A 24013-nucleotide genomic window follows, 5' to 3' on the forward strand; every position below is an offset into this window, starting at 1 on the left:
AAAGTGGTCCTTAGCAGAGCGGGAAAGATCGTGGTGGACGTCCACAGTGCCGGAACGTCCACAGCCGGGCCGGTCCCGAGCGGGCCGTTTTCACAGAATCCGACCCGTGCGAGACGCGAAGGATACCGACGACGTCGTGGCGACCCGGATGCGGGCGCTGCACGACGCAGACGCGGCCGGGCCGGTGGCCCCGGGCGGACCGGCCGGGCCACTGCGGTGGTCGGACATCGTGCCGGCCTGGGCCGAGGTCGACGGCCGTTCCGACGAGGCGCCCGGCTCCGGGCGTTCCGGGGGTGATGAGCATGGTCTGCCTGACGGACCTGGTGCGGCCGGCGCGGTTCCGCTGCCTGCCGGGGTGGAGGGTTATGCCTGGGAGATGGCGGGGGCACCAGAGCCGCTTCCCGGTGCCGGAGGGTTCGGCGGTGACCCGGGCCCGCCGCTTCCCGGTGCCGGTGCGTTCCGCGATGAGCCCGGGCCGGCGCTTCCCGGCGCCGGCGCGTTCGGTGATGACCCGGGTGGACCTCGGAAGTGGCTGCACGCCTTCGACCCGGGGCGGCCCGGTGTGCGGGCGCTGGCCGTGGTCGCCGTGGTGGTGGTGCTGGTCGCGGCGTTCCTGGCCTGGCAGTCGCGGCCCCGGGTGGAGCCGGTCGCGCCGGGCCCCGGTGTGACCCCGGCGGCCGGCCCGGTCGGCACGGTCGGTGCGGCGCCGGCCGGTGCGGGCCCGGTGGGTGCGGGCTCGGCCGGCGTAGCCAGTGCCTCGGCCGAGGTGGTGGTCGCGGTCGGCGGCAAGGTGCGCAAGCCCGGCCTGGTCCGGCTCGCGCCCGGCGCCCGGGTGGCCGACGCGCTGACCGCGGCCGGCGGCGCCGACCCCGGGGTGGACGTTGCCGGGCTGAACCTGGCCCGCAAGGTCACCGACGGTGAGCTGATCATGGTGGGTGCGAGCCTGCCGCCGGGCGCCGTGCCCACGGCCGGCCCGGTCCCGTCGGGCGGTGCCGGTCCGGCGGGTGGGCTGGCGGGTGGGCTGGTCAACCTGAACACCGCGACCCTGGCGGACCTGGACGGGCTGCCCGGGGTCGGTCCGGTGCTGGCCCAGCGGATCCTGGACGCCCGGACGGCGCAGGGCGGGTTCCGGGCGGTCACCGACCTGCGCAAGGTGGACGGGATCGGGGACGCGCGGTTCGAGCAGCTCAAGGACCTGGTGACGGTGTGAGCGGCCGGGAGCCGCGGGCGGCGCCGGATCTGCGGCTGGCCGGGTTCACGGTGGGCGTCTGGCTGGCCGCGCTGGGCGCGCTGCACCAGGCGGCGCGCAGCGGGCTGCTCACCGGGGCGACCGCGCTGATCGTCGCGGGGGTGGGCGCACTGATCGGCCTGCGGCGCGCGTCTCCCCGCCGGCGTGCTGCCCCCGGGCACGGGCCTTCCGGGGCAGCGGTCCTCTCCGGGACGGCGGCCTCTTCCGGGACGGCGGCCTTCTTCGGGGCCGCCGCCTCTTCCCGGGCGGTGGTCTCTTCCCGGGCAGCGGTCTCTTCCCGGGCGGCTGCCTTTCCCGGGGCGCTGCGGTGGATCGGGGTGGCGCTGGCGCTCGGCGCCGGGTGCGGGGCGGTGGCCACCGCCGCCCGGGTCAGCGTGCGGGAGGCCGGTGCGCTGGTGGCGCTGATCGAGGCCGGTGACCCGGTGGAGGTGCGCGCGGTGGTCCGGGACGATCCGCGGGCGCTGCGCGGGACCGCCGGGCCGCCCACCTACCTGGTCGCGGTCGAGCTGGAACGGGTCCGCCGCACGGACGGCGGCGAACCGATCCGGCTGTCCGCGCGGGCCCTGGTGCTCGGCAGCGACCCGGGCTGGCGCGGCCTGCTGCCCGGCCAGCACCTGACCGCCACCGGGAAGCTGATGCCGCCCCGGCCCGGCGACCTGCGGGCGGCCGTCGTCTCGGTCCGCAAGCCGCCCCACCTGATCGGCGAGCCGTCCTGGGCCCAGCGGGCCGCCGGCCGGCTCCGGGCCGGGCTGCAACGGGCCTGCGCGCCGCTGCCGGACGACTCCGGCGGCCTGCTCCCCGGCTTGGTCGTCGGGGACACCAGCCGGCTCGACCCGGCCCTGGAGGCCGACTTCCAGACCACCGGGATGACCCATCTGAACGCGGTCAGCGGCTCGAACGTGGCGATCATCCTGGGGGTGGTCCTCTTCGTGGTGCGCCGGACCGGGGCCGGGCCGGCGCTCTGCGCGGCGGTGTGCGCGGTGGCGCTGGCCGGCTTCGTGATCCTGGCCCGGCCGTCGCCGAGCGTGGTCCGTGCCGCCGCGATGGGGGCGATCGGCCTGCTCGGGCTGGCCTCCGGGCGCCCCCGGGCGGCGGTGCCGGCGCTGGCCGCGGCCGCCGCGGTGCTGCTGTTCGCCGACCCGGAGCTGGCGGCGGACGCCGGGTTCACGCTCTCCGTGCTGGCCACCGGCGGTCTGCTGCTGCTCGCCCCGGTCTGGCGGGACGCGCTGCGGGCCCGGGGCTGGCCACCCGGCGCGGCCGAGGCGCTGGCCGTGCCGGCCGCCGCCCAGGTGGCCTGCGGGCCGGTGATCGCCGGGCTGTCCGGCACGGTGAGCCTGGTCGCGGTGCCGGCCAACCTGGTCGTCGTCCCGGCGATCGCCCCGGCCACCCTGCTCGGGGTGGCCGCCGCGCTGCTCTCCCCGGTGTGGCCGGCCGGCGCCGAGTTCGCCGGCTGGCTCGCGCACTGGCCGGCCGCCTGGCTGGTGCTCGTCGCGCGGACCGGGGCGCGGGTACCGGCCGGCGCGCTGCCCTGGCCGGACGGGACGGCCGGCGCCCTGCTGCTGGGCGGGCTCACGGTGGTGTTCCTGATCGCGGCCCGCCGGGCGGTGGTCCGCAAGGTGTCCGCCGTGGTGGCGGTCTGCGCGGTGCTCGGCGCCCTGCCGGTACGACTGCTCGCCACCGGCTGGCCCCCGCCGCACTGGCTGGTGGTGGCCTGCTCGGTGGGGCAGGGTGACGCCCTGGTGCTGCCGGCCGGCCGGGGCCGGGCGGTGGTGGTCGACGCCGGGCCGGAGCCGGACCCGGTGGACCGGTGCCTGCGCCGGCTCGGGGTACGGCAGGTGGCGCTCTTCGCGGTCAGCCACTACCACGCGGATCACGTGGGTGGGGTGGACGGATTGTTCCGCGGCCGGGCGGTGGCGGCGGTGGTCGCGCCGGACTGGCCGGAGCCCGAGGGCGGCCGGGCGCAGGTCACCGCCGCCGCCGAGCGGGCCGGCACGCCGGTGCAGGCGGTCGGCCCGGGGTGGACCTACCAGCGGGACGGGCTGCGGCTCGAGGCGCTCGGCCCGCTGGAGCCGCTGCGGGGCACCAACTCAGACCCGAACAACAACTCGCTGGTGCTGCGGGCCACGGTGGCCGGCCGCAGCGTGCTGCTGCTCGGTGACGCGGAGACCGAGGAGCAGGCCGACCTGGTCGAGCGGCTAGGGCCGGCGGCGCTGCGGGCCGACGTGCTGAAGGTGGCGCACCACGGCAGCGCGCTGCAGTCGCCGGAGCTGCTGGACGCGGTGGACCCGGCGGTGGCGCTGGTCTCGGTGGGGGTGGGCAACGACTACCGGCATCCGAACCCGGCGCTGATGTCCCGCCTGGCCACCGACGGCGCGCGGGTGCTGCGGACCGACCTCTCCGGCGATCTCGCGGTGCTCAGCGCGGCCGGCGGCGACCTGGCCGTGACCACGCGCGGGGCGGAGAGCGGCTGAACACCTGGGGTGAGCCGGCCGAAGCGGCGCCCCCGAAGCAGCAGCTGCCTCAAGGGGCCGCAAGAGCGGCGGCGGCCCAAGAGCGGGTGGCCCGCGGGCCGGCCGCCCGGTGCAAGAACGACATGCCGGAGGGCGAGGAGGTATTTCCGGCACCGGGTGCGACCCGGGACCGTCGGCGGTGGCCCGCCACCTCGCCGGACGATCCCGCAGGTCAGATTGTCTGACATATCCTTGCGTGCCGATATGTCTGGTTTCGCGTTCCGTGATCGATAGAGCTGCGCCAAAGAGTGAGCCTCGCCGGAGTGTCCGCCGGACGTGCGACGATGTCGGGCGTGAACGCCGCGCCACCACCCTTGTTGCTGCTCGTCCAAGGCGATGAGGAACTGCTCGCCGCCCGTGCCGTCACCGCGGCGGTGGAAGCGGCTCGAGCCGCCGACCCGGGCGCGGACGTCCGGGAATACGAGGCCGGCCAGCTGAGTCCGGGTGAGGTCGCCGAGATGCTCAGCCCGTCGCTGTTCGGCGGGCGGCGGGTGCTGGTCCTGCGCAACGGGCAGGACGCGCGCAAGGAACTGGCCGCCGCGCTGCTGTCGTACGCGAAGAATCCGGACCCGGAGGTCACGCTGATCGTCACCCATCCGGGTGGCGCCAAGGGCAAGGCGTTCGCCGACGGCCTGCAGAAGGCCGGCGCGACGGTGGTGCCCGCGATGAAGCTGAAGAACGACCGGGAGCGGACCGCGTTCGTCCGGGACGAGTTCCGCCGGGCCGGCGGCCGGTGCGACGAGGCGACCGCGGCCGCGCTGCTCGCCGCGGTCGGCAACGACCTGCGGGAGATCGCGGCGGCCTGCTCGCAGCTGCTCGCCGACACCGACGGCAAGGTCACCGAGGCGGTGGTCGCCCGGTATTACAAGGGCCGGGCCGAGGTCAGCGGCTTCACGGTGGCGGACGCGGCGATGGTCGGCGACCTGCCCGGCGCGCTCGAGGCGCTGCGCTGGGCACTGCACGTCGGGGTCGACCCGGTGCCGATCGCGGACGCGCTGGCCGACGGGGTGCGGACGGTCGCGCGGGTGGCGTCGGCCGGCAAGGGCAATCCGTACCAGATGGCCAGCACGCTCGGCATGCCGGCTTGGAAGATCCAGAAGGCACAGGAGCGCAGCCGCGGCTGGACGCCGGACGGGCTGGTCGACGCGATGCGCGCCGCCGCGGTCTGCAACGCGGCGGTCAAGGGCGGCGCCGAGGACCGTGGGTACGCGCTGGAACAGGCCGTCTTCGCGGTGGCCGCGGCGCGCCGGTCCGGCGGTGCCCGATGACCCGCACGGTGCGTTCCCGGCGGGCCGGCGCGGCACATCAGCCGATGTACGCCCGGATGCTGCGCCTGCGCCACCTCAGCCCGAGCGGGCTGCTCTGCTTCGTCTTCCTGGAGGGCGCGATCGCGCTCGGCCTGCTGCTCGCCCTGGCCGAGCTGGTCAACTGGTGGGGTGTGCTGGTGCTGCCGTTCGCGGTGGCGGTGATGGTGAAGTTCAACGATCTGATGGCCGGGTGGCTGGCGCCGCCGCCCGCCGAGCCGGTGGCCGCCCGGGTCGCCGTGCAGCGGGCCGAGCGGGACACGTACCGGCCGCGCGGCGGGGGGCATGCGACCGAGTGGCCGCCGCCGCGGGTGCGGGCGCCGGTCGTGACGCCGCTGCCGGTGGAGCCGGCGCAGGGCCGGTCGACCGGGGTGGTCTGGTTCCCGCCGGAGAACGGGCCCGGCCGGCCGATCCAGGGCGGCCGTTACTCCGGGGGCGAGCCGGTGCGGGACGGGCGCTACCCGGCCGGCGCCGAGCAGCGGGCGGCCGGTCCGGCGGTTAACACGGCGCCGGTGCGCCGGCCGTGGACCGACGACGGTGACGTGCGGCAGCAGATGGCCCGGCAGTCCGCGGTGCGCCGCTACGAGTGACGACGGATCAAGCAAGCCCCGAGCGGATCCCGCCCGGGGCTTTGCTTTGTCCGTACCACAGCGGGAAAAACGAATCGGGCACCGCGCGGACCTTGAGAGTCCAGCGGTGCCCGGTTTCGCTCTGCCCGCCCGCCGGCGGGCGGAGCCAGTGACCGCATCGCTGCGGCCGCTGAATGTGATCCGAAAGGATCAGGCGGACAGCGAGGCGATCTTCTTGGCGATAGCCGACTTACGGTTGGCCGCCTGGTTCTTGTGAATGACGCCCTTGCTGACAGCCTTGTCCAGCTGACGCGAGGCGTCACGCAGCAGAGCGGTAGCCGACTCGTTGTTACCGGACGCGCTCGCCTCGTGAAGCTTGCGGATCACGGTCTTCAGCGAAGACTTGACCGACTTGTTGCGCAGACGGGCCTTCTCGTTCTGCCGGTTGCGCTTGATCTGGGACTTGATGTTCGCCACGCGACAGCCTTGTCCTGACTAGTTCGGAAAAATGGTCTAAACGAATGGCTGCCGCGCTCTGAACACCGCTCCGGCAGGGCCGGAGAGAATGACCACAGCGTGTCACCACACGCGATGGACCAGACTACCAGCACGCCTCCGAGCCGCCAAAACGGCGTCAGCGGCGGAGCCAGCCGCGCCTGGCCGGGGCGGTGTCCCAGCCCCGGCGTTCGGCGAGCCAGGCGAGGGCCTGCTCGCCGCTGAACCGCTGGTGCTGGCGGCTGTGCGGCGACGCGCTGCTCGGCCCGCCGCCGGCCCGGACCAGCCAGTAGCCGGAGAGGGCCGCCAGAGCGCCGTCCACGCCCTCGTCCGGCGCGCCCCAGGCCCGGAGCACGGCGTCGGTGTCCAGGCCGCTGGCGTACGCGCTGACCAGCAGCGTGACCGTGTCGAACCAGGGTGCGCCGAGGCACGGCCAGGTCCAGTCGCAGAGCCAGGCCCGGCCGCCGGCGTCGATCATCACGTTGTCCAGCCGCAGGTCGCCGTGCATCAGGGCGTCGCCGGCGACCAGGTCGGGCAGGGCGCGTTCCAGCGTGGCCAGCTCGGCGAGCCGCTGCGGCGCGATCGTGGTGGTGGCCGGTTCCGGCATCGGCTCGCGGCGCTTGGCGATCAGCGACCACCAGGACATCTCGCCGCGCACGATCTCCGGCAGCCCGGGCAGGCCGACGGCGAGCAGCGCCGGTGACGGGTGGGCCAGCGCGGTGGCCGCCGCCGACCAGGTGCGCAGGGCCGACTGGAGATCGTCGCGGGACCAGGGGAGCGGTGGGATCCGGCCGTCGATCGCCTCGAGGCACAGGACGTACCAGCCGGCGTCGGTCATGGTCCAGAGCGGACGGGCGGCGGTCACTTCCGGGGGCAGGGCCGCGGTGATGGCGGCTTCCCGGGCGTACCACTCGGCGGTGGGGTCGCCCAGCGGTGCGGCCTTCACGAACACGCCGGCGCCGGCCTCGGTGTCGAGCACGGCGGCGAAGGCCCGGGTGAAACCGCCGCCGGCGCTGCGCGCGGCGGACACCGGGGAGCCGAGGCGCGCGGTGATCGCCCGGCGCACGGGTTCCGGCAGGTCGGGCCAATCCGGGCGTACGGCGGTGGCGTCGTAGGGAATCTCGGGCAGGGTGATCGGCCGCATGGGCCCATCTTGCCGTCACCGACCGTGTCAGCGAAGGACTGTCGTACCGCACTGGCAGGATCGTCGTATGCGAACCGACGATTTCTGGGCGGTCATCGACCGCGCCACCGCCGCCCGGCCGGCGTCCCCCGCCGAGGTGGCCGAGCGCGCCGTCGCCGACCTGGCCACCCGTGACCCGGAGGAGATCGTCGCCTGGGGCCGCCACCTGGACAAGGTGATGGTGGCCTCCGGCACCGAGGACCTCTGGGCCGCGGCCTATCTGATCAACAGCGGCGCCGACGAGGCGGGCTTCGACGCGTTCCGGGGCTGGCTGATCGCGCACGGGCGCAAGGCGGTGGCCGCCGCCGTCCCGGCACCCGACGTGCTGGCCAACGTGGTGGCGATCAAGGAGGGCGCCGACACCGGCGCCGTCTTCGAGGCCGAGGAGGTGCTCGGCATCGCCGCCCGGGCCTATGAGGAGGCCACCGGCACGCCGCTGCCCGCCGAGGACCGGCCCCGGCACCGGCCGGAGGTGGCCGACCTGTGGGACTTCGACAACGAGGACGAGATGCGCCGCCGGCTGCCCCGGCTCTCCGCGCTGTTCCTGGAGCCGCCGGACTGATCCGGCCGCGCGGGAGGCGCTGTTCCTGGAGCGGCCGGACTGTTCCCGGCTGTGCGGGAGGCGCTCTTCCTGGAGCGGCCGGACGGATCCCGGCTGCGCGGGAGGCGCCGGAACGGGTGTGATCGGACCTGCCCCCGCGGGCGTGGGACGATAGGGGGCGCCGGCGTTCGACCGGCGACACCCGCATCCGCAGAACCATCCCGAGAAGAACGGACGACCGTGCCTGGACCGCTCGACCCCGGCGTGAACGTGATCGGATCGACCGATCCCAGCCGTATCCGCAACTTCTGCATCATCGCCCACATCGACCACGGGAAGTCGACGCTGGCCGACCGGATGCTGCAGATCACCGGCGTGGTCGACCCGCGGCAGATGCGTGCGCAGTACCTCGACCGGATGGACATCGAGCGCGAGCGCGGCATCACCATCAAGTCGCAGGCCGTGCGGATGCCCTGGACCGTCCGCGAGGGCGCCCGGCAGGGCGAGACCGCCGTCCTCAACATGATCGACACCCCGGGGCACGTCGACTTCACCTACGAGGTCTCCCGCAGCCTCGCCGCCTGTGAGGGCGCGGTGCTGCTCGTCGACGCCGCGCAGGGCATCGAGGCGCAGACCCTCGCCAACCTGTACCTGGCGATGGAGAACGACCTGCGCATCATCCCGGTGCTCAACAAGATCGACCTGCCGGCCGCGCAGCCCGAGAAGTACGCCGAGGAGCTGGCCAAGCTCATCGGCGTCGACCCGTCGGAGGTCCTCCGGGTCTCCGGCAAGACCGGCATCGGGGTGTCGCACCTGCTCGACGAGATCGTCCGGGAGCTGGTGGCACCGGTCGGCGACGCCGACGCGCCCGCCCGCGCGATGATCTTCGACTCGGTGTACGACGTGTACCGCGGCGTCGTCACGTACGTCCGGGTCATCGACGGCCGGATCAGCGCCCGCGACAAGATCAAGATGATGTCCACCGGCGCCGTGCACGAGCTGCTCGAGATCGGGGTGGTGTCGCCGGAGATGGAGAAGGCCGGCGCCCTCGGTGTCGGCGAGGTGGGCTACCTGATCACCGGCGTGAAGGACGTCCGCCAGTCCCGGGTGGGTGACACCATCACCGGCCACAACCGGCCGGCCAAGGAGGCTCTGGGCGGTTACAAGGACCCGAAGCCGATGGTCTACTCGGGCCTCTACCCGATCGACGGCTCGGACTACCCGGCGCTGCGTGACGCGCTCGACAAGCTCAAGCTCAACGACGCCGCGCTCACCTACGAGCCGGAGACCTCGGCGGCGCTCGGCTTCGGCTTCCGCGTCGGGTATCTCGGCCTGCTGCACCTGGAGATCATCGGCGAGCGGCTGGAGCGCGAGTTCAACCTCGACCTGATCTCCACCGCGCCGAACGTGGTCTACCAGGTGGTCACCGAGGACGCGAACGAGGCGACGGTCACCAACCCGAGCGAGTTCCCGACCGGCAAGATCGCTGAGATCCGCGAGCCGGTGGTGCGCGCCACCGTCCTGGTGCCGAACGAGTACGTCGGCGCGGTCATGGAGCTGTGCCAGAGCCGGCGCGGCGCCCTGCTCGGTATGGAGTACCTGTCCGCCGAACGGGTGGAGTTGCGCTACACGCTGCCGCTCGCCGAGATCATCTTCGACTTCTTCGACCAGTTGAAGAGCAAGACCAAGGGCTACGCGTCGCTGGACTACGAGCCCTCCGGCGAGCAGGTCGCCGATCTGGTCAAGGTGGACATCCTGCTGCACGGCGAGCCGGTCGACGCGTTCAGCGCCATCGTGCACAAGGACAAGGCGTACGCGTACGGCACGTCGATCGCCGCCAAGCTGCAGAAACTCATCCCGCGGCAGCAGTTCGAGGTGCCCATCCAGGCGGCCATCGGCTCCCGGATCATCGCCCGCGAGACCATCCGTGCGATCCGCAAGGACGTGCTCGCGAAGTGCTACGGCGGTGACATCAGCCGCAAGCGGAAGCTGCTCGAGAAGCAGAAGGAAGGCAAGAAGCGGATGAAGATGGTGGGCCGCGTGGAGGTGCCCCAGGAGGCCTTCATCGCCGCGCTCTCCACCTCCGAGGCGGCCGACCCGAAAGCCACAAAAAAATAGGGCGGTTTGATTTCTCGGGGGGCCGGGAACTCTGTTGCTCGACGGACGCAACGAACGAGCTTCACCCCCCGAGAGGACTCCCCAATGACTGTCACCGGAATCATCACCGCCCTGGTCGTCGGTCTGATCATTGGCGCCCTGGGCCGCCTGGTCGTACCCGGCAAGCAGAACATCCCGATCTGGCTGACCATGGTCATCGGTGTGGTCGCCGCCCTGCTCGGCACCGTGCTCGCCCGGGCCTTCGGCGTCGCCAGCACCAACGGCTTCGACTGGATCGAGTTCTTCTTCCAGGTCGTGCTCGCCGCCATCGGTGTCGCCCTCACGGTCGGCGTTGTTGGTCGCCGGGGCCTGACCCGATAACACCAAAAGCCGAAAAGCGCCGGACCTCGAAAGAGGGCCGGCGCTTTCGCTTTGCCCCGAAGCAGCTCCGGTCCGAAAGCAGCCGGGTCCGAAAAAGGAAGGGTCAGAACCGGAAACGTTGCTGGGCCGACCGCCGGTTGACCCAGGCCGGCATCTCGCCGCTGTGTTCCGCGTACGGGTGCTGCTCCGCCGGGTCGTGGTTGCGGGTGATGTCCCGCAGGGTCAGCACCAGCCCCTGGACCAGGCGGTCGTCACGCAGGTCGCGGTAGGTCATCTCGACGAGCACCTGGGTCAGGTCGGCGCGTTGCAGGGCGCAGTGCACGGTGCCGTCGCCGAGCGAGCGCAGCGCGTTGCGCACCATGGGCCGATCGTCCGGGTGGACCAGCTCGTCGAGGGTGATCAGCGGGGGCAGTTCGTCCTGGCCGATCAGCTCGCGCAGCGCCGGGCTGGAGTACCGCACCCGCTGGTCGACGTCGATCACCACCATCATCTCGGCGGTGTTGCGGATCACAGCGCGCAGGTAGAGGTCGCTGTCCCGGCGGCCGACCGCCTCGACCAGGGTGATCCGGTCCAGGGCGAGCGCGGCCTGGCCGGCGAGCACCTCGAGCGCGTCGTGGCCGACGATCAGGTCCTCCCGGCGACCGGTGATGATCAGCGCGCCGCCGCTGGGCCGGACCACGTCGAGCGGCTCCAGCCGGAGCGGGCAGACCAGGGTGCGGTCGTCCGGCTCGGTGGCCGGCAACCACCAGCTGCGACCGGCCGGGCCGGCCGAGGCGGGTGGCAGGTCGGCCGGTGACAGTTCGTCGGCGAGCGCGACCCGGCGTACCCCGTGCGGTGGCAGCAGTTGACTGACCGCCGCGCGCACTGCGGCGTCGACGGAGGGCCGGTCCGCGGCCGCGACCAGCGCCGCGGTCGCGGTACGCAGGCCCTGCTCCCGGGTCAGCGCCTGGCTGTGCTGCCGGATCGAGTCGGCCAGCCGGGTGATGGTGAGCAGCAGGGTGACCGCGGCGGTGACGGCGATCACCACGCCGTCCACGACCTGACCCTGCAGCGCCTCGATCAGCAGCACCGTCGGCGGGCCGCCGGCCGACGCGGCGAGCAGCACCGACCAGCGGAACTTCCACGGACTGTGCCGCGACGGCGCCGGTTCGGTCAGCCGGATCATCGACGGGTGCAGCGCGGACAGGCCCCAGCAGACGTAGAGCAGCACGTACGTCGACTCGGTCAGCGGGCCCTCGGCCAGCGGATAGCCGATGTCGCCGGCCAGCATCCCGGTCGCGCCGGTCAGCAGCAGCCAGGCCGCGACGTTGCGCCGGTCGCCGGCCACCAGCCGGCCGGCCACGCAGAGCAGCAGGACGTCACCGATCACGTCGGCGGCCGACACGTCGCCCAGCCGGCCGTTCGGGCCGATCACGAAGACCCAGACGATCAGCAGCGTCGAGCAGGCGAAGGCCAGCAGGTCGATCAGCCGGGCCCGGTCGACGAGCAGCGCGCCACCCCGGGTGAACTGCATCAGGCAGACCACGACCAGGCCGAACATGAACAAGTAGAAGGCGTCGGCCAGATCCCGCTGGCCGTACGAGTAGCAGACGTCGCCCACGGCGAGGACAGCCAGTGACGCGGCCAGCAACCACCACGGCGCCTTACGCGCCGGTCGATGGCGCCGCACACCGTAGATGATCGCGCCGACGCCGCCTGACCCGAGCAGGATCCATTCGAGCGCTCCCCAGAACACGTCCTACTTAGTACCAGGGTGGTTGCGCAGTGTCCATGTCGATGTATACGCAGCGCGATTCGCGTTCTCAGCAGGGTGAATTACCGAAAGTCACCGAAAGTTGCGGAGAGTGTTGTCAACTGAAGACTTCGGCGACGACGCGCCGGTCGTCGCCCGCCACGGCGGTGGTTACTTGCTGCCACTTTCCGTCTCCGGCGTGCCACTCCAAGTCACCGAAACGTACCCGTTCGAGGCCGGTGCCTGAGGCGTGGGAAACCAGCCAGTGGGCATAGCGCCAGCCGCTGCTGGCGTTGCTGACCGAAACCGTCAAGCCGGCCGCTTCCTTGCCGACCAGGTCGAGCTTCTTACCCCAGTCCAGTTTGAGCCCGGCCACCAGGGCGGTCGCGGCGGCGGCGCCCCGCACCACCGGGTCGCCGGTGACGGTGCACTCGACCGCGCCCGTGGCCAGGCCCATCAGCGCGCGGGCCAGGACCCGGGACTCGTCGGCCCACTTCTCGTACGCGTTCGGGTACGCCGAGCGCTGCACCTTCTGCGCGGCGTCGGTGACCCGCATGTCCTCCCAGCCCTTCACCTTCTTCAGGGCGGTGTAGAACTTGCTGGCCGCGTACCTCGGGTTCTTGATCTGGTCGAACGTGCCCCAGCCCTGGCTGGGGCGCTGCTGGAAGAGGCCGACCGAGTCGCGGTCGCCGTCGTCCAGGTTCTCCAGCTTGGACTCCTGGAAGGCGGTGGCGAGCGCGACCACCACCGCCTGCTCGGGCATCTCCTTGCGGATGCCGACCGCGGCGATGGTCGCGGCGTTGGCCATCTGCACCGAGTCGAGGGTGACCTCACCGTCGGCGCGCACCGTGCACTCCGGGCCGATCCGGGGCAGGGTGATCGCGCCCGGGACCTTGTGCAGCACGATGATCACGCTGACCACGGCGATGAGGGCGAGCGAGGCCAAAACCCCGATGACCGTTTTCACCCGCACCACACCTCCTTCGCCGCCGGACGCCAACACTAATCAACGCGCGCACGAAGATCACCGTGACTGTGCGGAGCGTGTTGTTCAGGGCGATGGCACCCAATTCGGGTCGCGCTTGGCCTGACGTGCGGAAACTCCCTCCCGGCCCTCCGCCGAGGTGAAATATCCGGCTGAACGGTCACTCAGTTCGGCCAGTTCGGTGCGGATCGACTCCGACCTCGTACGCCGGAGAAGTTGTTTGGTCCCGGCCAGCGCGAGCGGACCGCCGCGAATGAGCGAGGCGCAGTAGGCGGCGACCGCCGTGTCCAGGTCCTCCTCCGGCACCGCGGCCGTGACCAGCCCGATCGCCGCGGCCCGGTCCCCGTCGAAGACGTCGCCGGTGAGGTAGAGCTCGGCCGCGGCCCGGGGCGCCAGCCGGGGCAGCACGGTGGCGCTGATCACCGCGGGGATCACGCCGAGCCGCACCTCGGTGAACGCGAACGTCGCGGCCCGGGTGCAGACCGCCAGGTCGGCGGCGCCGATCAGGCCCAGCCCACCGGCCCGGGCCGGCCCGGCGATCCGGGCCACCACCGGCTTGGGGAACTCCCAGATCGCGGCGAGCAGGTCGGCCATCAGCTCGACCGGCAGCCGCTCGCCGGGCCGGGTGGCGGCGGTCTCCTTCAGGTCGGCGCCGGAGCAGAAGACCGGGCCGGTGTGCGACAGGACCACCACCCGCGTCTCCGGGGTGGCGGCCGCGGCGCCGAGCGCGGCGAGCAGTTCGGTGATCAGGGCACGGGACAGGGCGTTGCGATTCGCCGGGCTGTCCAGCGTCAGGGTGGTCACCCCGGCGTCGGTGGCGGTAAGGACCAGACTCATGTCCGGGACCCTAACCGGCACCAGGCACACTTGGCGGATGGCCGGCGCACTCCCTGATGGTGAACCCGTACCCGCTGACGGGTCACTTCCCGACGAGGCGACCCGTGACGTGGGCGCGAACGGGTTCGCGGTCTACGTCCACGTCCCGTTCTGCGCCAGCCGCTGCGGGTACTGCGACTTCAACACGTACACGGCCAGTGAGCTGGGCGGCGGCGCGAGCCGGGACGAGTACGCCGCGACCGTCCTGCGCGAGCTGGACCTGGCCGCCAAGGTGGTGCAGCCGCGCCGGGTCGACACGGTCTTCGTCGGCGGTGGCACACCGACCCTGCTCAGCCCGTCCGACCTGGGCCGGATCCTGGAGGGGATCGACCGCACCTGGGGGCTGGCCGCGGACGCCGAGGTGACCACCGAGGCGAACCCCGAGTCGGTGGACCTCGCCTCGCTCAAGCAGTTGAGAGCAGCCGGCTTCACCCGGATCTCGCTCGGCATGCAGTCCTCGGCCTCGCACGTGCTGCGGGTGCTCGACCGCAAACACACCGCGGGCCGGGCGCCGGAGGCCGCGCTGGAGGCCCGGGAGGCCGGGTTCGAGCACGTGAACCTGGATCTGATCTACGGAACGCCGGGGGAGACCGCCGACGACTTCGCGCGCTCGCTGCAGACCGTGGTGGACGCCGGGGTGGATCACGTCAGCGCGTACGCCCTGATCGTCGAGGACGGCACCCGGATGGCGGTCCGGATGCGCCGGGGCGAGCTGCCGTACCCGTCCGACGACGTCGCGGCCGACCGCTACCTGGCCGCCGAGCAGGCGCTGACCGCGGCCGGTTTCGGCTGGTACGAGGTGTCCAACTGGGCGCGCGAGGGCGGGGAGTGCCGGCACAACCTGCTCTACTGGACCGGCGCGGACTGGTGGGGGCTCGGCCCCGGCGCGCACAGCCACGTCGGCGGGGTGCGCTGGTGGAACGTGAAGCACCCGTCGGCGTACGCGAAACGCCTGGCCGACGGCGTCTCACCGGGGCACGGGCGGGAGCTGCTCAGCGCCGAGGACCAGCACGTCGAGGACGTGATGCTGCGGGTCCGGCTGCGCGAGGGCATCGCGCTGGACCGGGTGGAGGGCGCGGCCGCCGCTCAGGCGCTCGCCGACGGCCTGCTCGACCCGGCGGCGTTCTCGGCCGGCCGGCTCGTGCTCACGCTGCGCGGGCGGCTGCTGGCCGACGCGGTGATCCGGGACGTGCTCCCGTGACCATGCCAACCCGGCGCTCTCTCTAGCCCGCTCGTGGCGGCGGACCGTACTGTTCGGTTCCGTCCCTGACCAAGAACCGCGGCGGTCGGTCCTTTCGATCATCGCGCTGCAGGCAGTGGAGACGTAGACTGGCACTCTGTCCGCGGGAGTGCCAGAGGGAGGGGTCATATGAGTCTGGATGACCGCAAGCTCGAAGTCCTGCGGGCGATCGTCGAGGACTATGTGAAAACCCGCGAGCCGGTCGGCAGCAAAGCCCTGGTCGAGCGGCATCAGCTGGGCGTTTCCTCAGCCACCGTGCGCAACGACATGGCGGTGCTGGAGGAGGAGGGCTACATCCGGCAGCCGCACACCAGTGCCGGCCGGGTGCCCACCGACCTCGGTTACCGGCTCTTCGTCGACCGGCTCACCCGGGTCAAGCCGCTCAGCCCGGCCGAGCGCCGCGCGATCGAGCGCTTCATGATCGGCGTGGTCGACCTCGACGATGTGGTGCATCGCACGGTCCGCCTGCTCGCCCAGCTGACCCGCCAGGTCGCGGTCGTGCAATATCCCAGTCTCTCCAAGTCCGCCGTGCGTCATCTGGAGCTCGTCCCGATCTCCACCACCCGGCTGATGCTCGTGATGATCACCGACACCGGCCGGGTCGAGCAGCGCCTGGTCGAGTTGCCGGCCCCGTTGCCGGAGGGCGAGGTGTGGGAGCTGCGCCGCCGGGTGAACGAGAAACTGGCCGGTCAGAAGCTCGCCGACACCCCGCCGCTGGTGCAGATACTCGTCGACGAGTGTGCGCCGGAGCGCCGTGGGAGCATGATCTGCCTCGCCACCGTGCTGCTCGAGACGCTCGTCGAGCGGAGTGAGGAGCGCCTCGCACTCGCCGGGACGGCCAACCTCACGCGTGGCGGTGTGCTGGACTTCCAGGGCACGCTGCGGCCCGTACTCGAAGCGCTGGAGGAAGAGGTCATCCTGCTCAAGCTGATCGGCGACCTCGAGCCCAGCACCACCCGGGTCCGGATCGGCGACGAGAACGAGATCGACAATCTCCGGTCGGCGTCCGTGGTCAGCACCGGTTACGGACCGGGCGCCACGATCGTCGGTGGGCTCGGCGTGCTGGGGCCGACCCGGATGGACTATCCCGGCACCATCGCCACGGTTCGTGCAGTCGCACGCTACGTTGGCGACCTGTTGGCACAGAATTGACGGATTCGCGCAGACATTGAGGACTCCAAACCCCGTGGCCAAGGACTACTACGGAATTCTCGGCGTGAGCCGGGAAGCCACCGACGACGAGATCAAGCGCGCCTACCGCAAACTGGCTCGGCAGTACCACCCGGATGTCAACCCCGATCCGGAGGCGCACGAGAAGTTCAAGGACATCAACGCGGCGTACGAGGTCCTCTCCGACGACCAGAAGCGGCAGATCGTCGACCTGGGCGGTGACCCCCTCGCGCCCGGTGGCGGCGCGCCCGGTGGCGGCCCCGGCGGCGCCGGCCCGTTCGTCGGCTTCCAGGACATCATGGACGCGTTCTTCGGCACCGCGGCCGGCGGCGGCAGCCGTGGCCCGCGCCCGCGGACCCGTCCCGGCGCCGACGCCATCCTGCGCCTCGAGCTCGACCTGGTGGAGACCGCGTTCGGCGTCGAGGCGCCGATCACCGTCGACACCGCGGTGCTCTGCACCCAGTGCTCCGGCGCCGGCACCGCGCCCGGCACCCACCTGGCCACCTGCGAGGTCTGCGGTGGCCGTGGCGAGGTGCAGTCGGTGCAGCGCACGTTCCTCGGCCAGGTGGTCTCGTCCCGCCCGTGCCAGAACTGCCAGGGTCACGGCACGGTCATCCCCACCCCGTGCCCGACCTGCGCCGGCGACGGCCGCATCCGCACCCGCCGCTCGCTCACGGTGAAGATCCCGGCGGGCGTCGAGGACGGCATGCGGATCCGTCTCGCGCAGCAGGGCGAGGTCGGCCCGGGCGGCGGCACCGCCGGTGACCTCTACGTCGAGATCCACGAGCGCCCGCACGACGTCTACTCCCGCAAGGGCGACGACCTGCACTGCCGCGTCACGCTCCCGATGACGGCGGCCGCGCTCGGCACCCGGATGACCATCAAGACCCTCGACGGCGAAGAGAACATCGAGGTCAAACCGGGCACGCAACCGGCCAGCACGCTGCGGATCCGTGGCAAGGGCGTGCCGCACCTGCGCGGTCAGGGCCGTGGTGACCTCTTCGTCCACCTGGACGTCAAGACGCCCACCAAGCTCACCGCCGACCAGGAGCGGATGCTCCGCGACTTCGCCAAGACCCGCGGCGAGGACGTGGCCGAGCTGAGCAAGCAGGGCGGCTTCTTCAGCCGGATGCGCGACGCCTTCAACGGCCACTAGAAAGATCAACTTCAAGATCTTTTTGTCGTGCGTCCGCTGTGGTGCGGATCGTCGCTCCCGCCGGGACCCCTGCGGGCTTCGCTGGCCGCTGGCGCGTCCAGAACGCGAAGCCCTCCGGGGCGACGTCCGCGTGTGGTCCCGGTCAGAGCCAACCCCAGCGTGGTGACTTTCGGTGCGCACCGCACCGCAACTTCACACGCTCGCCGTGCATGGTGCTTGCGTGGGGACTTTCGGTGCGCTGCGCGCCGCAACTTCACACGCTCGCCGTGTGTGGTGCTTGCGTGGGGACTTTCGGTGCGCTGCGCGCCGCAACTTCACACGCTCGCCGGGCACTGCGGGCGCACGCTTGCCCGCTCCGGCCTGGCGGTAGCGTGCGGGGGTGTCCGCACCGCTGTTTCTGGTCGAGAATCTGCCCGCCGGGTCGTCGTTCACCCTCGACGGTCCGGAGGGGCATCACGCCGCCACCGTGCAACGGCTCCGGGTCGGTGAGGTGCTGATCCTCGCCGACGGCCGGGGCGGCACCGCGACCGCCGAGGTCACCGCGGTCGGCCGGGGGAGCATCGACGTGGCGGTCCGGCAGCGCGCCGCCGAGCCGGCCACCGACCCGAGACTCGTCGTGGTGCAGGGCATCGCCAAGGGTGACCGGGGAGAGCTGGCCGTCCAGGCGATGACCGAGACCGGCGTCGACGAGATCGTCCCGTGGGCCGCGTCCCGGTCGGTCGCGCAGTGGCGCGGCGACCGCGGTTTCAAGGCCCGCGACAAGTGGGCCGCGACCGCCCGCGAGGCCGCCAAACAAGCCCGCCGTTCGTGGCTGCCGCTGGTCGCCGGCGATCCGGACTGCTCCACCAAGCAGGTCGCGGCCCGGCTCACCGCCGCGGCCGCCGCGTTCGTCCTGCACGAGGAGGCCACCGAACGCCTCACCACCGCGGCCCTGCCCACCGCCGGCGAGATCGTGCTGGTGGTCGGCCCGGAGGGCGGCGTCAGCGACGCCGAGGTGGCCACGTTCCGCGACGCCGGCGCGGTCCCGGTCCGCCTGGGCAGCGCCGTCCTGCGCACCTCCACCGCCGGCGTAGCCGCCCTGGCCGTCCTCTCCACCCGCCTCCACCGCTGGTAGCGGGTCCGGCGCCGGGTCGTCGGCTGGCTCTCAGGGGTGTCTCAGTCCCTTCGACACACCCCTGCGGCCCAGCCGGGTCGCGGGTCGGGCGCCGGGTCGTCGGCTGGCTCTCAGGGGTGCCTCGGGGCCCTCGACACACCCCTGTGGGCCAGCCGGGGAGTGGTCAGCGGCGGTGGGCCAGGGCGACGTCGGTGTAGACGTGGAAGTCGATCGTGCCGCCGTGCGCCTCGAGCACCGCGACCGTGTCGTCCAGCACGGCCTCGGCCGCGGCGGCCGGCAGCGCTCGATACACCGAGATCGACTCCAGGTGCCGGCGGTAGAGCGCGGCCGGGTAGCTGCGGCGTGACCGGTACCGCAGCGTGCGCGGCTCGGTGAACAGCTCGTCCGGGAGGGCCAGGAACGCCCACTCCTCGGCGGCCGGGCGAGGCTCGGCGGGCACGTCGCCGGCGAACAGGCGGTGCGGCGTGTGCTCCTCGGTGAGACCGTGCCGGGCGTCCACCTCGGCCAGCGCGGCGTGCAGGGTCCGGTCGACGACCACGAAGACGTTCCAGAACGGTGCGAAGAGCCCGCCCGGGGCGAGCGCCGCGTGGGCCAGCTCGCTGCGGCGGTCCTCGTCCACCCAGTGCCAGGCCTGGGCGCTGATCAGCAGGCGGTAGGCGCGGTCCGGCGCCCAGTCCTCGAACGTGGTCTCCACGACGGGCACGCCCGGCACCGTCCGCCGCAGCACCGCGGCCATCCGCGGGTCCGGCTCCAGGCAGGTCAGATCGGCGCCGAGGGCGGCGAACGCGGCGGTCGCCTTCCCGGTGCCGGCACCGACCTCCAGCACCGGGCCGCCCCCGGCCTGTGTCAGCAGTTCGGGGGCGAGTTCCGCCGGATAGCCGGGCCGCACCTCGTGGTAGTCGTCCGCCACTTCGCCGAAGACCTGTCCGCGCTCACTCGTGGTCATCGCCTCAACCTAGATCGCTCCGAACTAGACGGTTGACGAGCCCGGCGCGTCCGGCCGTGAGGTCAGGCTGACCCCTCCTTCTCGATCTCGATGGTCCGCCGTGGATCGTCCAGGGCGTGCGCGGCGGTCACCGCGTACCGGCCGGGCAGGGTGCGCCAGCCGTCGTCCCACACCTGGAAGGCCCGTTCCGGCAGCCGGATCCGGACCGTGACCGTCTCGCCCGGGCCGGCCTCCACCGGGGCGAACCCGGCCAGCCACCGCTCGGGCCGCGGCACCGGACCGTCCTGGAGCGGGGCCAGGTAGATCTGTACGACCTCGCGCCCGGCCCGCTCCCCGCCGTTGGTCAGCGTCACCACCGCCTCGTCCGCCTCCACGACGAGGTGGTCATAGGCCCAGGTGGTGTAGCCGAGACCGGATCCGAACGCGTAGAGCGGCCGCTCTTTCCACCCTCGATAACCGATCAAAACCCCTTCTTCGTACGCGAGGAAGCCGTCCCGAGGCTCGACCGCCAGCACCGGGCAGTCCGCCTCGCGCCGCGGCCAGGTGGTCGGCAGCCGTCCGCCCGGTTCTTCCTCGCCGAGCAGTACGGCGGCCAGCGCCGCGCCGGCCTCCTGCCCGGGGAACCAGGTGAGCAGCACCGCGGCCACCTCGTCGGCCCACGGCAGCAGCACCGGCGAGCCGGCGTTGACCACCACGACCGTGCGCGGGTTGACCGCCGCCACCCGGGCCACCAGCTCGTCCTGCCGGCCGGGCAGCGCCAGCGACGTACGGTCGAAGCCCTCCGACTCGACCTGCTCGGTGGTGCCGACGACCACCACTGCCACGTCCGAGCGGGCCGCCAGCGCGACCGCCTCGGCGATCAGGCCGTCCGCGTCCGGGCCGGGTGGGCGCAGGCCGAGCGTGGTGCCGGCCGAGTGCGCCGTACCCGGTTCGAAGCTCTGCCGCAGCGTCACCGCGACCGGCTCGCCGGCCGGCAGGGTGACCGTGAACCGCTGCTCGCGCGGGTGCAGCAGCAGGTCGGCACGGCCGGTGCCGGGCGGGTGCAGCGAACCCTGGTAGAGCTTCTGATCACCGACGGTCAGCTCGAACGTGCCGAAGCCGGAGATCGCGAACACGTGCTCGCCGGCGACCGGCGGCGTGTAGGTGGTGGACAGCTCCAGCTGGGTGATGTCGTGCACGGCCAGCCCGCCGGGCGGGTCGCCGAGCCAGCGCACCGCCGCGGTGGGCACCTCGAACCGGTAGGTGCCGAGGTCGATCCGGAACGCGGACCACTCCGGGCCCTGTGCCGCCGGCAGGAACGGCCGTGGGTCGGCACCGATCGCGTAGCCGACCTCGTCGAACACCGCCCGGATCCCGTCCAGCGGGGAGATCACGTGCGGCGGGACCACCTGGGCGCTGCCGCCGCCGAGCACCCGGGCGTCCTGGGCCAGGGCACCGATCACCGCCACCCGCAGGTGCCGCCCGGCGAGCGGCAGTACGCCGTCGTTGCGGGCCAGCACGAACGACCGGGCGGCCACCCGGTGGGCGACCGCGGCGCCGTCGACCGCGGCCGGCGGGGTCACCGCGGGGAAGCCGTCCAGGGCTCCGACCCGGGCCGCCAGGCGCAGCACCCGCCGTACCTTGTCATCGATCACCTCGACCGGCACCTGCCCGGACCGGACCGCCTCCGCGAGTGCCGGGCCCCAGGGGTTGTCCATCGCCGGCATGGCGATGTCCAGGCCGCCGAGCGCGGCGCCGACCGTGTCCCGGGCGGCCCGCCAGTCGGAGACCACCACCCCGTCGAAGCCCCACTCGCGCTTGAGGATCTCGTCCTGCAGCCGGCCGTTCTGCGCCATCGACTCGCCGTTGACCGCGTTGTAGGCGCTCATCACGCCCCACCCGCCGGCCTCGGCCACCCGCTCGAACGGCGCCAGGTAGAGCTCGCGCAGCGCCCGTTCCGGGATCCGCACGTCCACGGTCATCCGGTCGGTCTCGAAGTCGTTGCCCACCAGGTGCTTCACCGTGGTACCCACGCCGTGCTCCTGCACGCCGCGGACGAAGCCGACCGCGATCTCGCCGGTGAGCAGCGGATCCTCCGAGTAGCACTCGAAGTGCCGGCCGTTCAGCGGGGTGCGGTGCAGGTTGACCGTCGGGCCGAGCACCACGTGCACCCCCTTGCGCCGGGCCTCCTGGCCGAGCAGCCGGCCCGCCTCGGCGGCCAGCTCCGGGTCCCAGGAGGCGGCCAGCGCGGTCGGGCTGGGCAGGGCGATCGACGGGTCCTCCGGCGCCCAGCCGGTGCCCCGGACGCCGACCGGGCCGTCCGACATCACCAGGGAGCGCAGTCCGATGTGCGGGATCGCGGGGAGTGACCAGAAGTCCTGTCCGGTCAGCAGGGACACCTTCTCGTCCAGCGTCAGCCGGTCGAGAAGGTGATCGATGTCGGTCATGTGAGAGCGCTCCCAACGGCAGAGAGGTAGGTCCGGGACCATTCAAGCCCACATCCGGCCCGCATAAGATCCGACAGGTGGATAACTCCTGCCTGTTCTGCCGGATCGTCGCCGGCGAGATTCCCGCGACCGTCGTGCACCGCACCGAGACCACCCTGGCGTTCCGCGACATCGACCCCAAGGCGCCCACCCACGTCCTGGTGATCCCGGTCGAGCACCACGCCGACGTGGTCGCCCTGGCCACCGCGAACCCGTCCGCCGCCGCCGACGTGCTGGCCACCGCGGCCGCGGTCGCCGAGGCCGAGGGCCTGACCGGCGACGGCTTCCGGGTCATCTTCAACACCGGCGCACACGGCGGCCAGGAGGTCTTCCACGTGCACGCGCACGTCGTGGGCGGCGCTCCGCTCGGCCCGATGCTGGCCGGCAAGTGACCGTGCCACAGACCCGTTACGAACGCGCCGTCCGCCGGGCCCAGTCCGACGGGCGCATCCCGGCGCTCACCGTGGCGCTGCACCGCGCCGACCGGGAACCCTGGACGTTCACGGTCGGTGAGTCCGGCAACCCGGACCACCCGCTCGGGCCGGACAGCCGGTTCCGGATCGGCTCGGTCACCAAGACCTTCACCGCGGTGCTGGTCATGCAGGCCCGCGACGACGGGCTGCTCGACCTCGACGAGCCGGTCTCCCGCTATCTCGACGTGCCCGCGCACGGCGACGCCACGATCCGCCGGCTGCTCTCGCACACCGCGGGTTACCAGCGCGAACCGTACGGCGACGTGTGGGACACCCTGGTCGCCCCGGACGCCGGCCGCCTGCTCGCCGAGCTGGACCGGGCCGAGCGGGTGCTGCCCAACGCCCGCCGCTACCACTACTCCAACCTCGGGCTGGCGGTGCTCGGCCACCTGGTCGCGAAGCTCCGCGGCGGCACCTGGGCGGAGATCCTCACCGAGCGGATCCTCACCCCGCTCGGCCTAGGCCACACCACCGTCGACCGGCCCGCCGAGGCGGCGGTCGGCTACCTGGTCGACGCGTACTCCGACGCGGCCCGGCCGGAACCGCCGGTCGACCTCGGCGGGGTCGGGCCGGCCGCGCAGCTCTGGAGCACCGCCTCGGACATGGCCAGGTGGGCCGCCTTCCTGGCCGACCCGGGGGTGAACCGGGTCCTCGACGCGGCCACCCTCGACGAGATGCGCTGGCCGTCGACGACCACCGACGAGTCGCTTTGGGCGATCGGTTTCGGTCTCGGCCTCATCCTCTGCCCGGAGGGCAACCGGGTGGTGCACGTCGGTCACGACGGCGCCATGCCCGGTTTCCTGGCCGGCGTCTACGGCCGGCGCGGCGGTGAGGGCAACCCGGGCGGGCTGGGCTGCGCCGTCCTCGGCTCCTCCGGCACCGCCGGGCAGACCATCGATCTGGCGCACGAGCTGCTGCGGCTCGCGGTCGAGGCCGACCCGGCGGAGATCCGGCCGTGGCGGGCGGCCGCACCGGCGCCGCCGGCCTACCGGTCGATGCTGGGCCGCTGGTGGAGCGAGGGCTCCGAGTTCGTCTTCGCCTGGCACGACGGGCAGTTGCAGGCCCGGGCCGCCGAGGCGTCCGCGGAGAAACCTCCGGCGATCTTCCGGCCGCTGCCGGACCAGGCCGACGTCTTGCGTACGGCGTCCGGGCGCGAGTCCGGCGAGCTGCTCCGGATGACCCGGGACGAGCGGGGTGCCGTGGTGCGGATGCACTGGGCGACGTACCGGTTCACCCGCCTGCAGGAGGGCTTCGACGGCGGTCCGGCCTCGGACGGCCCCGGTCCCCGCCTCTGACCGCCCAGGGCCTGCGTGTGAAGTTGTGGTGCGGAGCGCGCCGTAACTTCACACGCTGCGGGGGTTCGCGGTGTGTGTGGGGACTTTGGGTGCGGAGCGCGCCGTAACTTCACACGCTGCGGGGTGATCTGCGGTACGGCCCGCCGATAATGGCATCGGCGGTGGGGCGGGCGAGCGGATAGGATGGCACGATCCTTGAGCACGCCGCCCCAAGCCGGGACGACGCCTAGTA

Annotated in this window: 20 protein-coding genes; 13 read left to right on the top strand and 7 right to left on the bottom strand. The window is 72.8% G+C overall.

Annotated features, from left to right (window positions below):
- Positions 1-376: 376 nt before the first annotated feature.
- The 4 genes from Apa02nite_RS03540 to Apa02nite_RS52290 all read left to right on the top strand — a co-directional run bounded on the left by Apa02nite_RS03540 (position 377) and on the right by Apa02nite_RS52290 (position 5653).
- Positions 377-1210 carry a ComEA family DNA-binding protein gene (locus tag Apa02nite_RS03540; RefSeq protein WP_203823865.1) on the top strand — a complete coding sequence of 278 codons (834 nt, stop codon included), beginning with the start codon at positions 377-379 and terminating at the stop codon, positions 1208-1210.
- The gene (locus Apa02nite_RS03545; protein ID WP_239164098.1) at positions 1207-3720 is read left to right on the top strand and encodes a ComEC/Rec2 family competence protein; all 2514 of its coding nucleotides are present in this window, start codon (positions 1207-1209) and stop codon (positions 3718-3720) included. The genes Apa02nite_RS03540 and Apa02nite_RS03545 overlap by 4 nt, the downstream gene beginning before the upstream one ends.
- 323 nt (positions 3721-4043) lie before the next feature.
- Positions 4044-5027 (top strand): DNA polymerase III subunit delta, encoded by a 984-nt coding sequence (gene holA / locus Apa02nite_RS03550; RefSeq protein WP_067684071.1) that lies wholly within the window; start codon positions 4044-4046, stop codon positions 5025-5027.
- Entirely contained in the window at positions 5024-5653 is a 630-nt protein-coding gene (locus Apa02nite_RS52290) for a hypothetical protein (protein ID WP_203823822.1), read from the top strand. Before holA ends, Apa02nite_RS52290 begins: the two co-directional genes overlap by 4 nt.
- Before the next feature lie 189 nt (positions 5654-5842).
- Here Apa02nite_RS52290 and rpsT read toward each other — a convergent pair whose 3' ends face one another.
- Both rpsT and Apa02nite_RS03565 read right to left on the bottom strand, forming a co-directional pair.
- Positions 5843-6109 carry a 30S ribosomal protein S20 gene (rpsT, locus tag Apa02nite_RS03560; RefSeq protein ID WP_067684061.1) on the bottom strand — a complete coding sequence of 89 codons (267 nt, stop codon included), beginning with the start codon at positions 6107-6109 and terminating at the stop codon, positions 5843-5845.
- A gap of 157 nt (positions 6110-6266) precedes the next feature.
- Entirely contained in the window at positions 6267-7271 is a 1005-nt protein-coding gene (locus Apa02nite_RS03565; RefSeq protein ID WP_203823823.1) for a phosphotransferase family protein, read from the bottom strand.
- Between the two features lie 67 nt (positions 7272-7338).
- On the opposite strand from Apa02nite_RS03565, the gene Apa02nite_RS03570 reads away from it, so the two are divergent.
- The 3 genes from Apa02nite_RS03570 (at position 7339) to Apa02nite_RS03580 (ending at position 10329) form a co-directional block, all read left to right on the top strand.
- Positions 7339-7872, top strand: a complete 534-nt coding sequence (locus Apa02nite_RS03570; protein ID WP_203823824.1) for a DUF4240 domain-containing protein — start codon at positions 7339-7341, stop codon at positions 7870-7872.
- Between the two features lie 219 nt (positions 7873-8091).
- The gene (gene lepA / locus Apa02nite_RS03575; protein WP_203823825.1) at positions 8092-9969 is read left to right on the top strand and encodes a translation elongation factor 4; all 1878 of its coding nucleotides are present in this window, start codon (positions 8092-8094) and stop codon (positions 9967-9969) included.
- An 84-nt stretch (positions 9970-10053) separates the two neighbouring features.
- Complete coding sequence (locus tag Apa02nite_RS03580; RefSeq protein ID WP_067684049.1) at positions 10054-10329, top strand: GlsB/YeaQ/YmgE family stress response membrane protein; 276 nt, start codon at positions 10054-10056, stop codon at positions 10327-10329.
- Positions 10330-10432: 103 nt separating this feature from the next.
- On the opposite strand, the gene Apa02nite_RS03585 is transcribed toward Apa02nite_RS03580, so the two are convergent.
- The 3 genes from Apa02nite_RS03585 to Apa02nite_RS03595 all read right to left on the bottom strand — a co-directional run bounded on the left by Apa02nite_RS03585 (position 10433) and on the right by Apa02nite_RS03595 (position 13883).
- A complete protein-coding gene (locus Apa02nite_RS03585; RefSeq protein WP_203823826.1) occupies positions 10433-12064 on the bottom strand; it encodes a PAS domain S-box protein in 1632 nt (543 codons plus the stop codon).
- 115 nt (positions 12065-12179) lie between these two features.
- On the bottom strand, positions 12180-13028 hold the full coding sequence (locus Apa02nite_RS03590) for a hypothetical protein (protein ID WP_067684226.1): 849 nt from the start codon (positions 13026-13028) through the stop codon (positions 12180-12182).
- Positions 13029-13112: 84 nt separating this feature from the next.
- Positions 13113-13883 carry an enoyl-CoA hydratase-related protein gene (locus Apa02nite_RS03595; RefSeq protein WP_067684043.1) on the bottom strand — a complete coding sequence of 257 codons (771 nt, stop codon included), beginning with the start codon at positions 13881-13883 and terminating at the stop codon, positions 13113-13115.
- 37 nt (positions 13884-13920) lie between these two features.
- Between Apa02nite_RS03595 and hemW the strand changes: the two genes are divergently transcribed.
- The 4 genes from hemW to Apa02nite_RS03615 all read left to right on the top strand — a co-directional run bounded on the left by hemW (position 13921) and on the right by Apa02nite_RS03615 (position 18602).
- Complete coding sequence (gene hemW, locus Apa02nite_RS03600; RefSeq protein ID WP_157441080.1) at positions 13921-15123, top strand: radical SAM family heme chaperone HemW; 1203 nt, start codon at positions 13921-13923, stop codon at positions 15121-15123.
- A 168-nt stretch (positions 15124-15291) separates the two neighbouring features.
- Complete coding sequence (hrcA, locus tag Apa02nite_RS03605; protein WP_203823827.1) at positions 15292-16314, top strand: heat-inducible transcriptional repressor HrcA; 1023 nt, start codon at positions 15292-15294, stop codon at positions 16312-16314.
- A 34-nt stretch (positions 16315-16348) separates the two neighbouring features.
- A complete protein-coding gene (gene dnaJ, locus Apa02nite_RS03610) occupies positions 16349-17488 on the top strand; it encodes a molecular chaperone DnaJ (protein WP_067684031.1) in 1140 nt (379 codons plus the stop codon).
- Positions 17489-17867: 379 nt separating this feature from the next.
- Positions 17868-18602, top strand: a complete 735-nt coding sequence (locus Apa02nite_RS03615; RefSeq protein ID WP_203823828.1) for a 16S rRNA (uracil(1498)-N(3))-methyltransferase — start codon at positions 17868-17870, stop codon at positions 18600-18602.
- 163 nt (positions 18603-18765) lie between these two features.
- Here Apa02nite_RS03615 and Apa02nite_RS03620 read toward each other — a convergent pair whose 3' ends face one another.
- Positions 18766-19548, bottom strand: coding sequence for a class I SAM-dependent methyltransferase (locus tag Apa02nite_RS03620; protein WP_203823829.1), 783 nt, complete (start codon positions 19546-19548; stop codon positions 18766-18768).
- A gap of 62 nt (positions 19549-19610) precedes the next feature.
- The gene (locus Apa02nite_RS03625) at positions 19611-21974 is read right to left on the bottom strand and encodes a beta-glucosidase family protein (RefSeq protein WP_203823830.1); all 2364 of its coding nucleotides are present in this window, start codon (positions 21972-21974) and stop codon (positions 19611-19613) included.
- A 77-nt stretch (positions 21975-22051) separates the two neighbouring features.
- Between Apa02nite_RS03625 and Apa02nite_RS03630 the strand changes: the two genes are divergently transcribed.
- Together Apa02nite_RS03630 and Apa02nite_RS03635 are read left to right on the top strand one after the other, a co-directional pair.
- A complete protein-coding gene (locus Apa02nite_RS03630) occupies positions 22052-22405 on the top strand; it encodes an HIT domain-containing protein (RefSeq protein ID WP_067684022.1) in 354 nt (117 codons plus the stop codon).
- Positions 22402-23781: a serine hydrolase domain-containing protein gene (locus tag Apa02nite_RS03635; protein ID WP_203823831.1), complete on the top strand. Its 1380-nt coding sequence runs from the start codon at positions 22402-22404 to the stop codon at positions 23779-23781. The genes Apa02nite_RS03630 and Apa02nite_RS03635 overlap by 4 nt, the downstream gene beginning before the upstream one ends.
- Positions 23782-24013: the final 232 nt, after the last annotated feature.

This window comes from Actinoplanes palleronii, assembly GCF_016862315.1.
Classification (GTDB): domain Bacteria; phylum Actinomycetota; class Actinomycetes; order Mycobacteriales; family Micromonosporaceae; genus Actinoplanes; species Actinoplanes palleronii.

What these genes read in the sequence shown, in the direction of transcription:
- Apa02nite_RS03540 (WP_203823865.1), top strand. Translation starts at nt 377, where the DNA reads ATGGCGGGGGCACCAGAGCCGCTTCCCGGTGCCGGAGGGTTCGGCGGT.
- holA (WP_067684071.1), top strand. Translation starts at nt 4,044, where the DNA reads ATGTCGGGCGTGAACGCCGCGCCACCACCCTTGTTGCTGCTCGTCCAA.
- Apa02nite_RS52290 (WP_203823822.1), top strand. Translation starts at nt 5,024, where the DNA reads ATGACCCGCACGGTGCGTTCCCGGCGGGCCGGCGCGGCACATCAGCCG.
- Apa02nite_RS03565 (WP_203823823.1), bottom strand. Translation starts at nt 7,271, where the DNA reads ATGCGGCCGATCACCCTGCCCGAGATTCCCTACGACGCCACCGCCGTA.
- Apa02nite_RS03570 (WP_203823824.1), top strand. Translation starts at nt 7,339, where the DNA reads ATGCGAACCGACGATTTCTGGGCGGTCATCGACCGCGCCACCGCCGCC.
- Apa02nite_RS03580 (WP_067684049.1), top strand. Translation starts at nt 10,054, where the DNA reads ATGACTGTCACCGGAATCATCACCGCCCTGGTCGTCGGTCTGATCATT.
- Apa02nite_RS03595 (WP_067684043.1), bottom strand. Translation starts at nt 13,883, where the DNA reads ATGAGTCTGGTCCTTACCGCCACCGACGCCGGGGTGACCACCCTGACG.
- hemW (WP_157441080.1), top strand. Translation starts at nt 13,921, where the DNA reads ATGGCCGGCGCACTCCCTGATGGTGAACCCGTACCCGCTGACGGGTCA.
- hrcA (WP_203823827.1), top strand. Translation starts at nt 15,292, where the DNA reads ATGAGTCTGGATGACCGCAAGCTCGAAGTCCTGCGGGCGATCGTCGAG.
- Apa02nite_RS03620 (WP_203823829.1), bottom strand. Translation starts at nt 19,548, where the DNA reads ATGACCACGAGTGAGCGCGGACAGGTCTTCGGCGAAGTGGCGGACGAC.
- Apa02nite_RS03625 (WP_203823830.1), bottom strand. Translation starts at nt 21,974, where the DNA reads ATGACCGACATCGATCACCTTCTCGACCGGCTGACGCTGGACGAGAAG.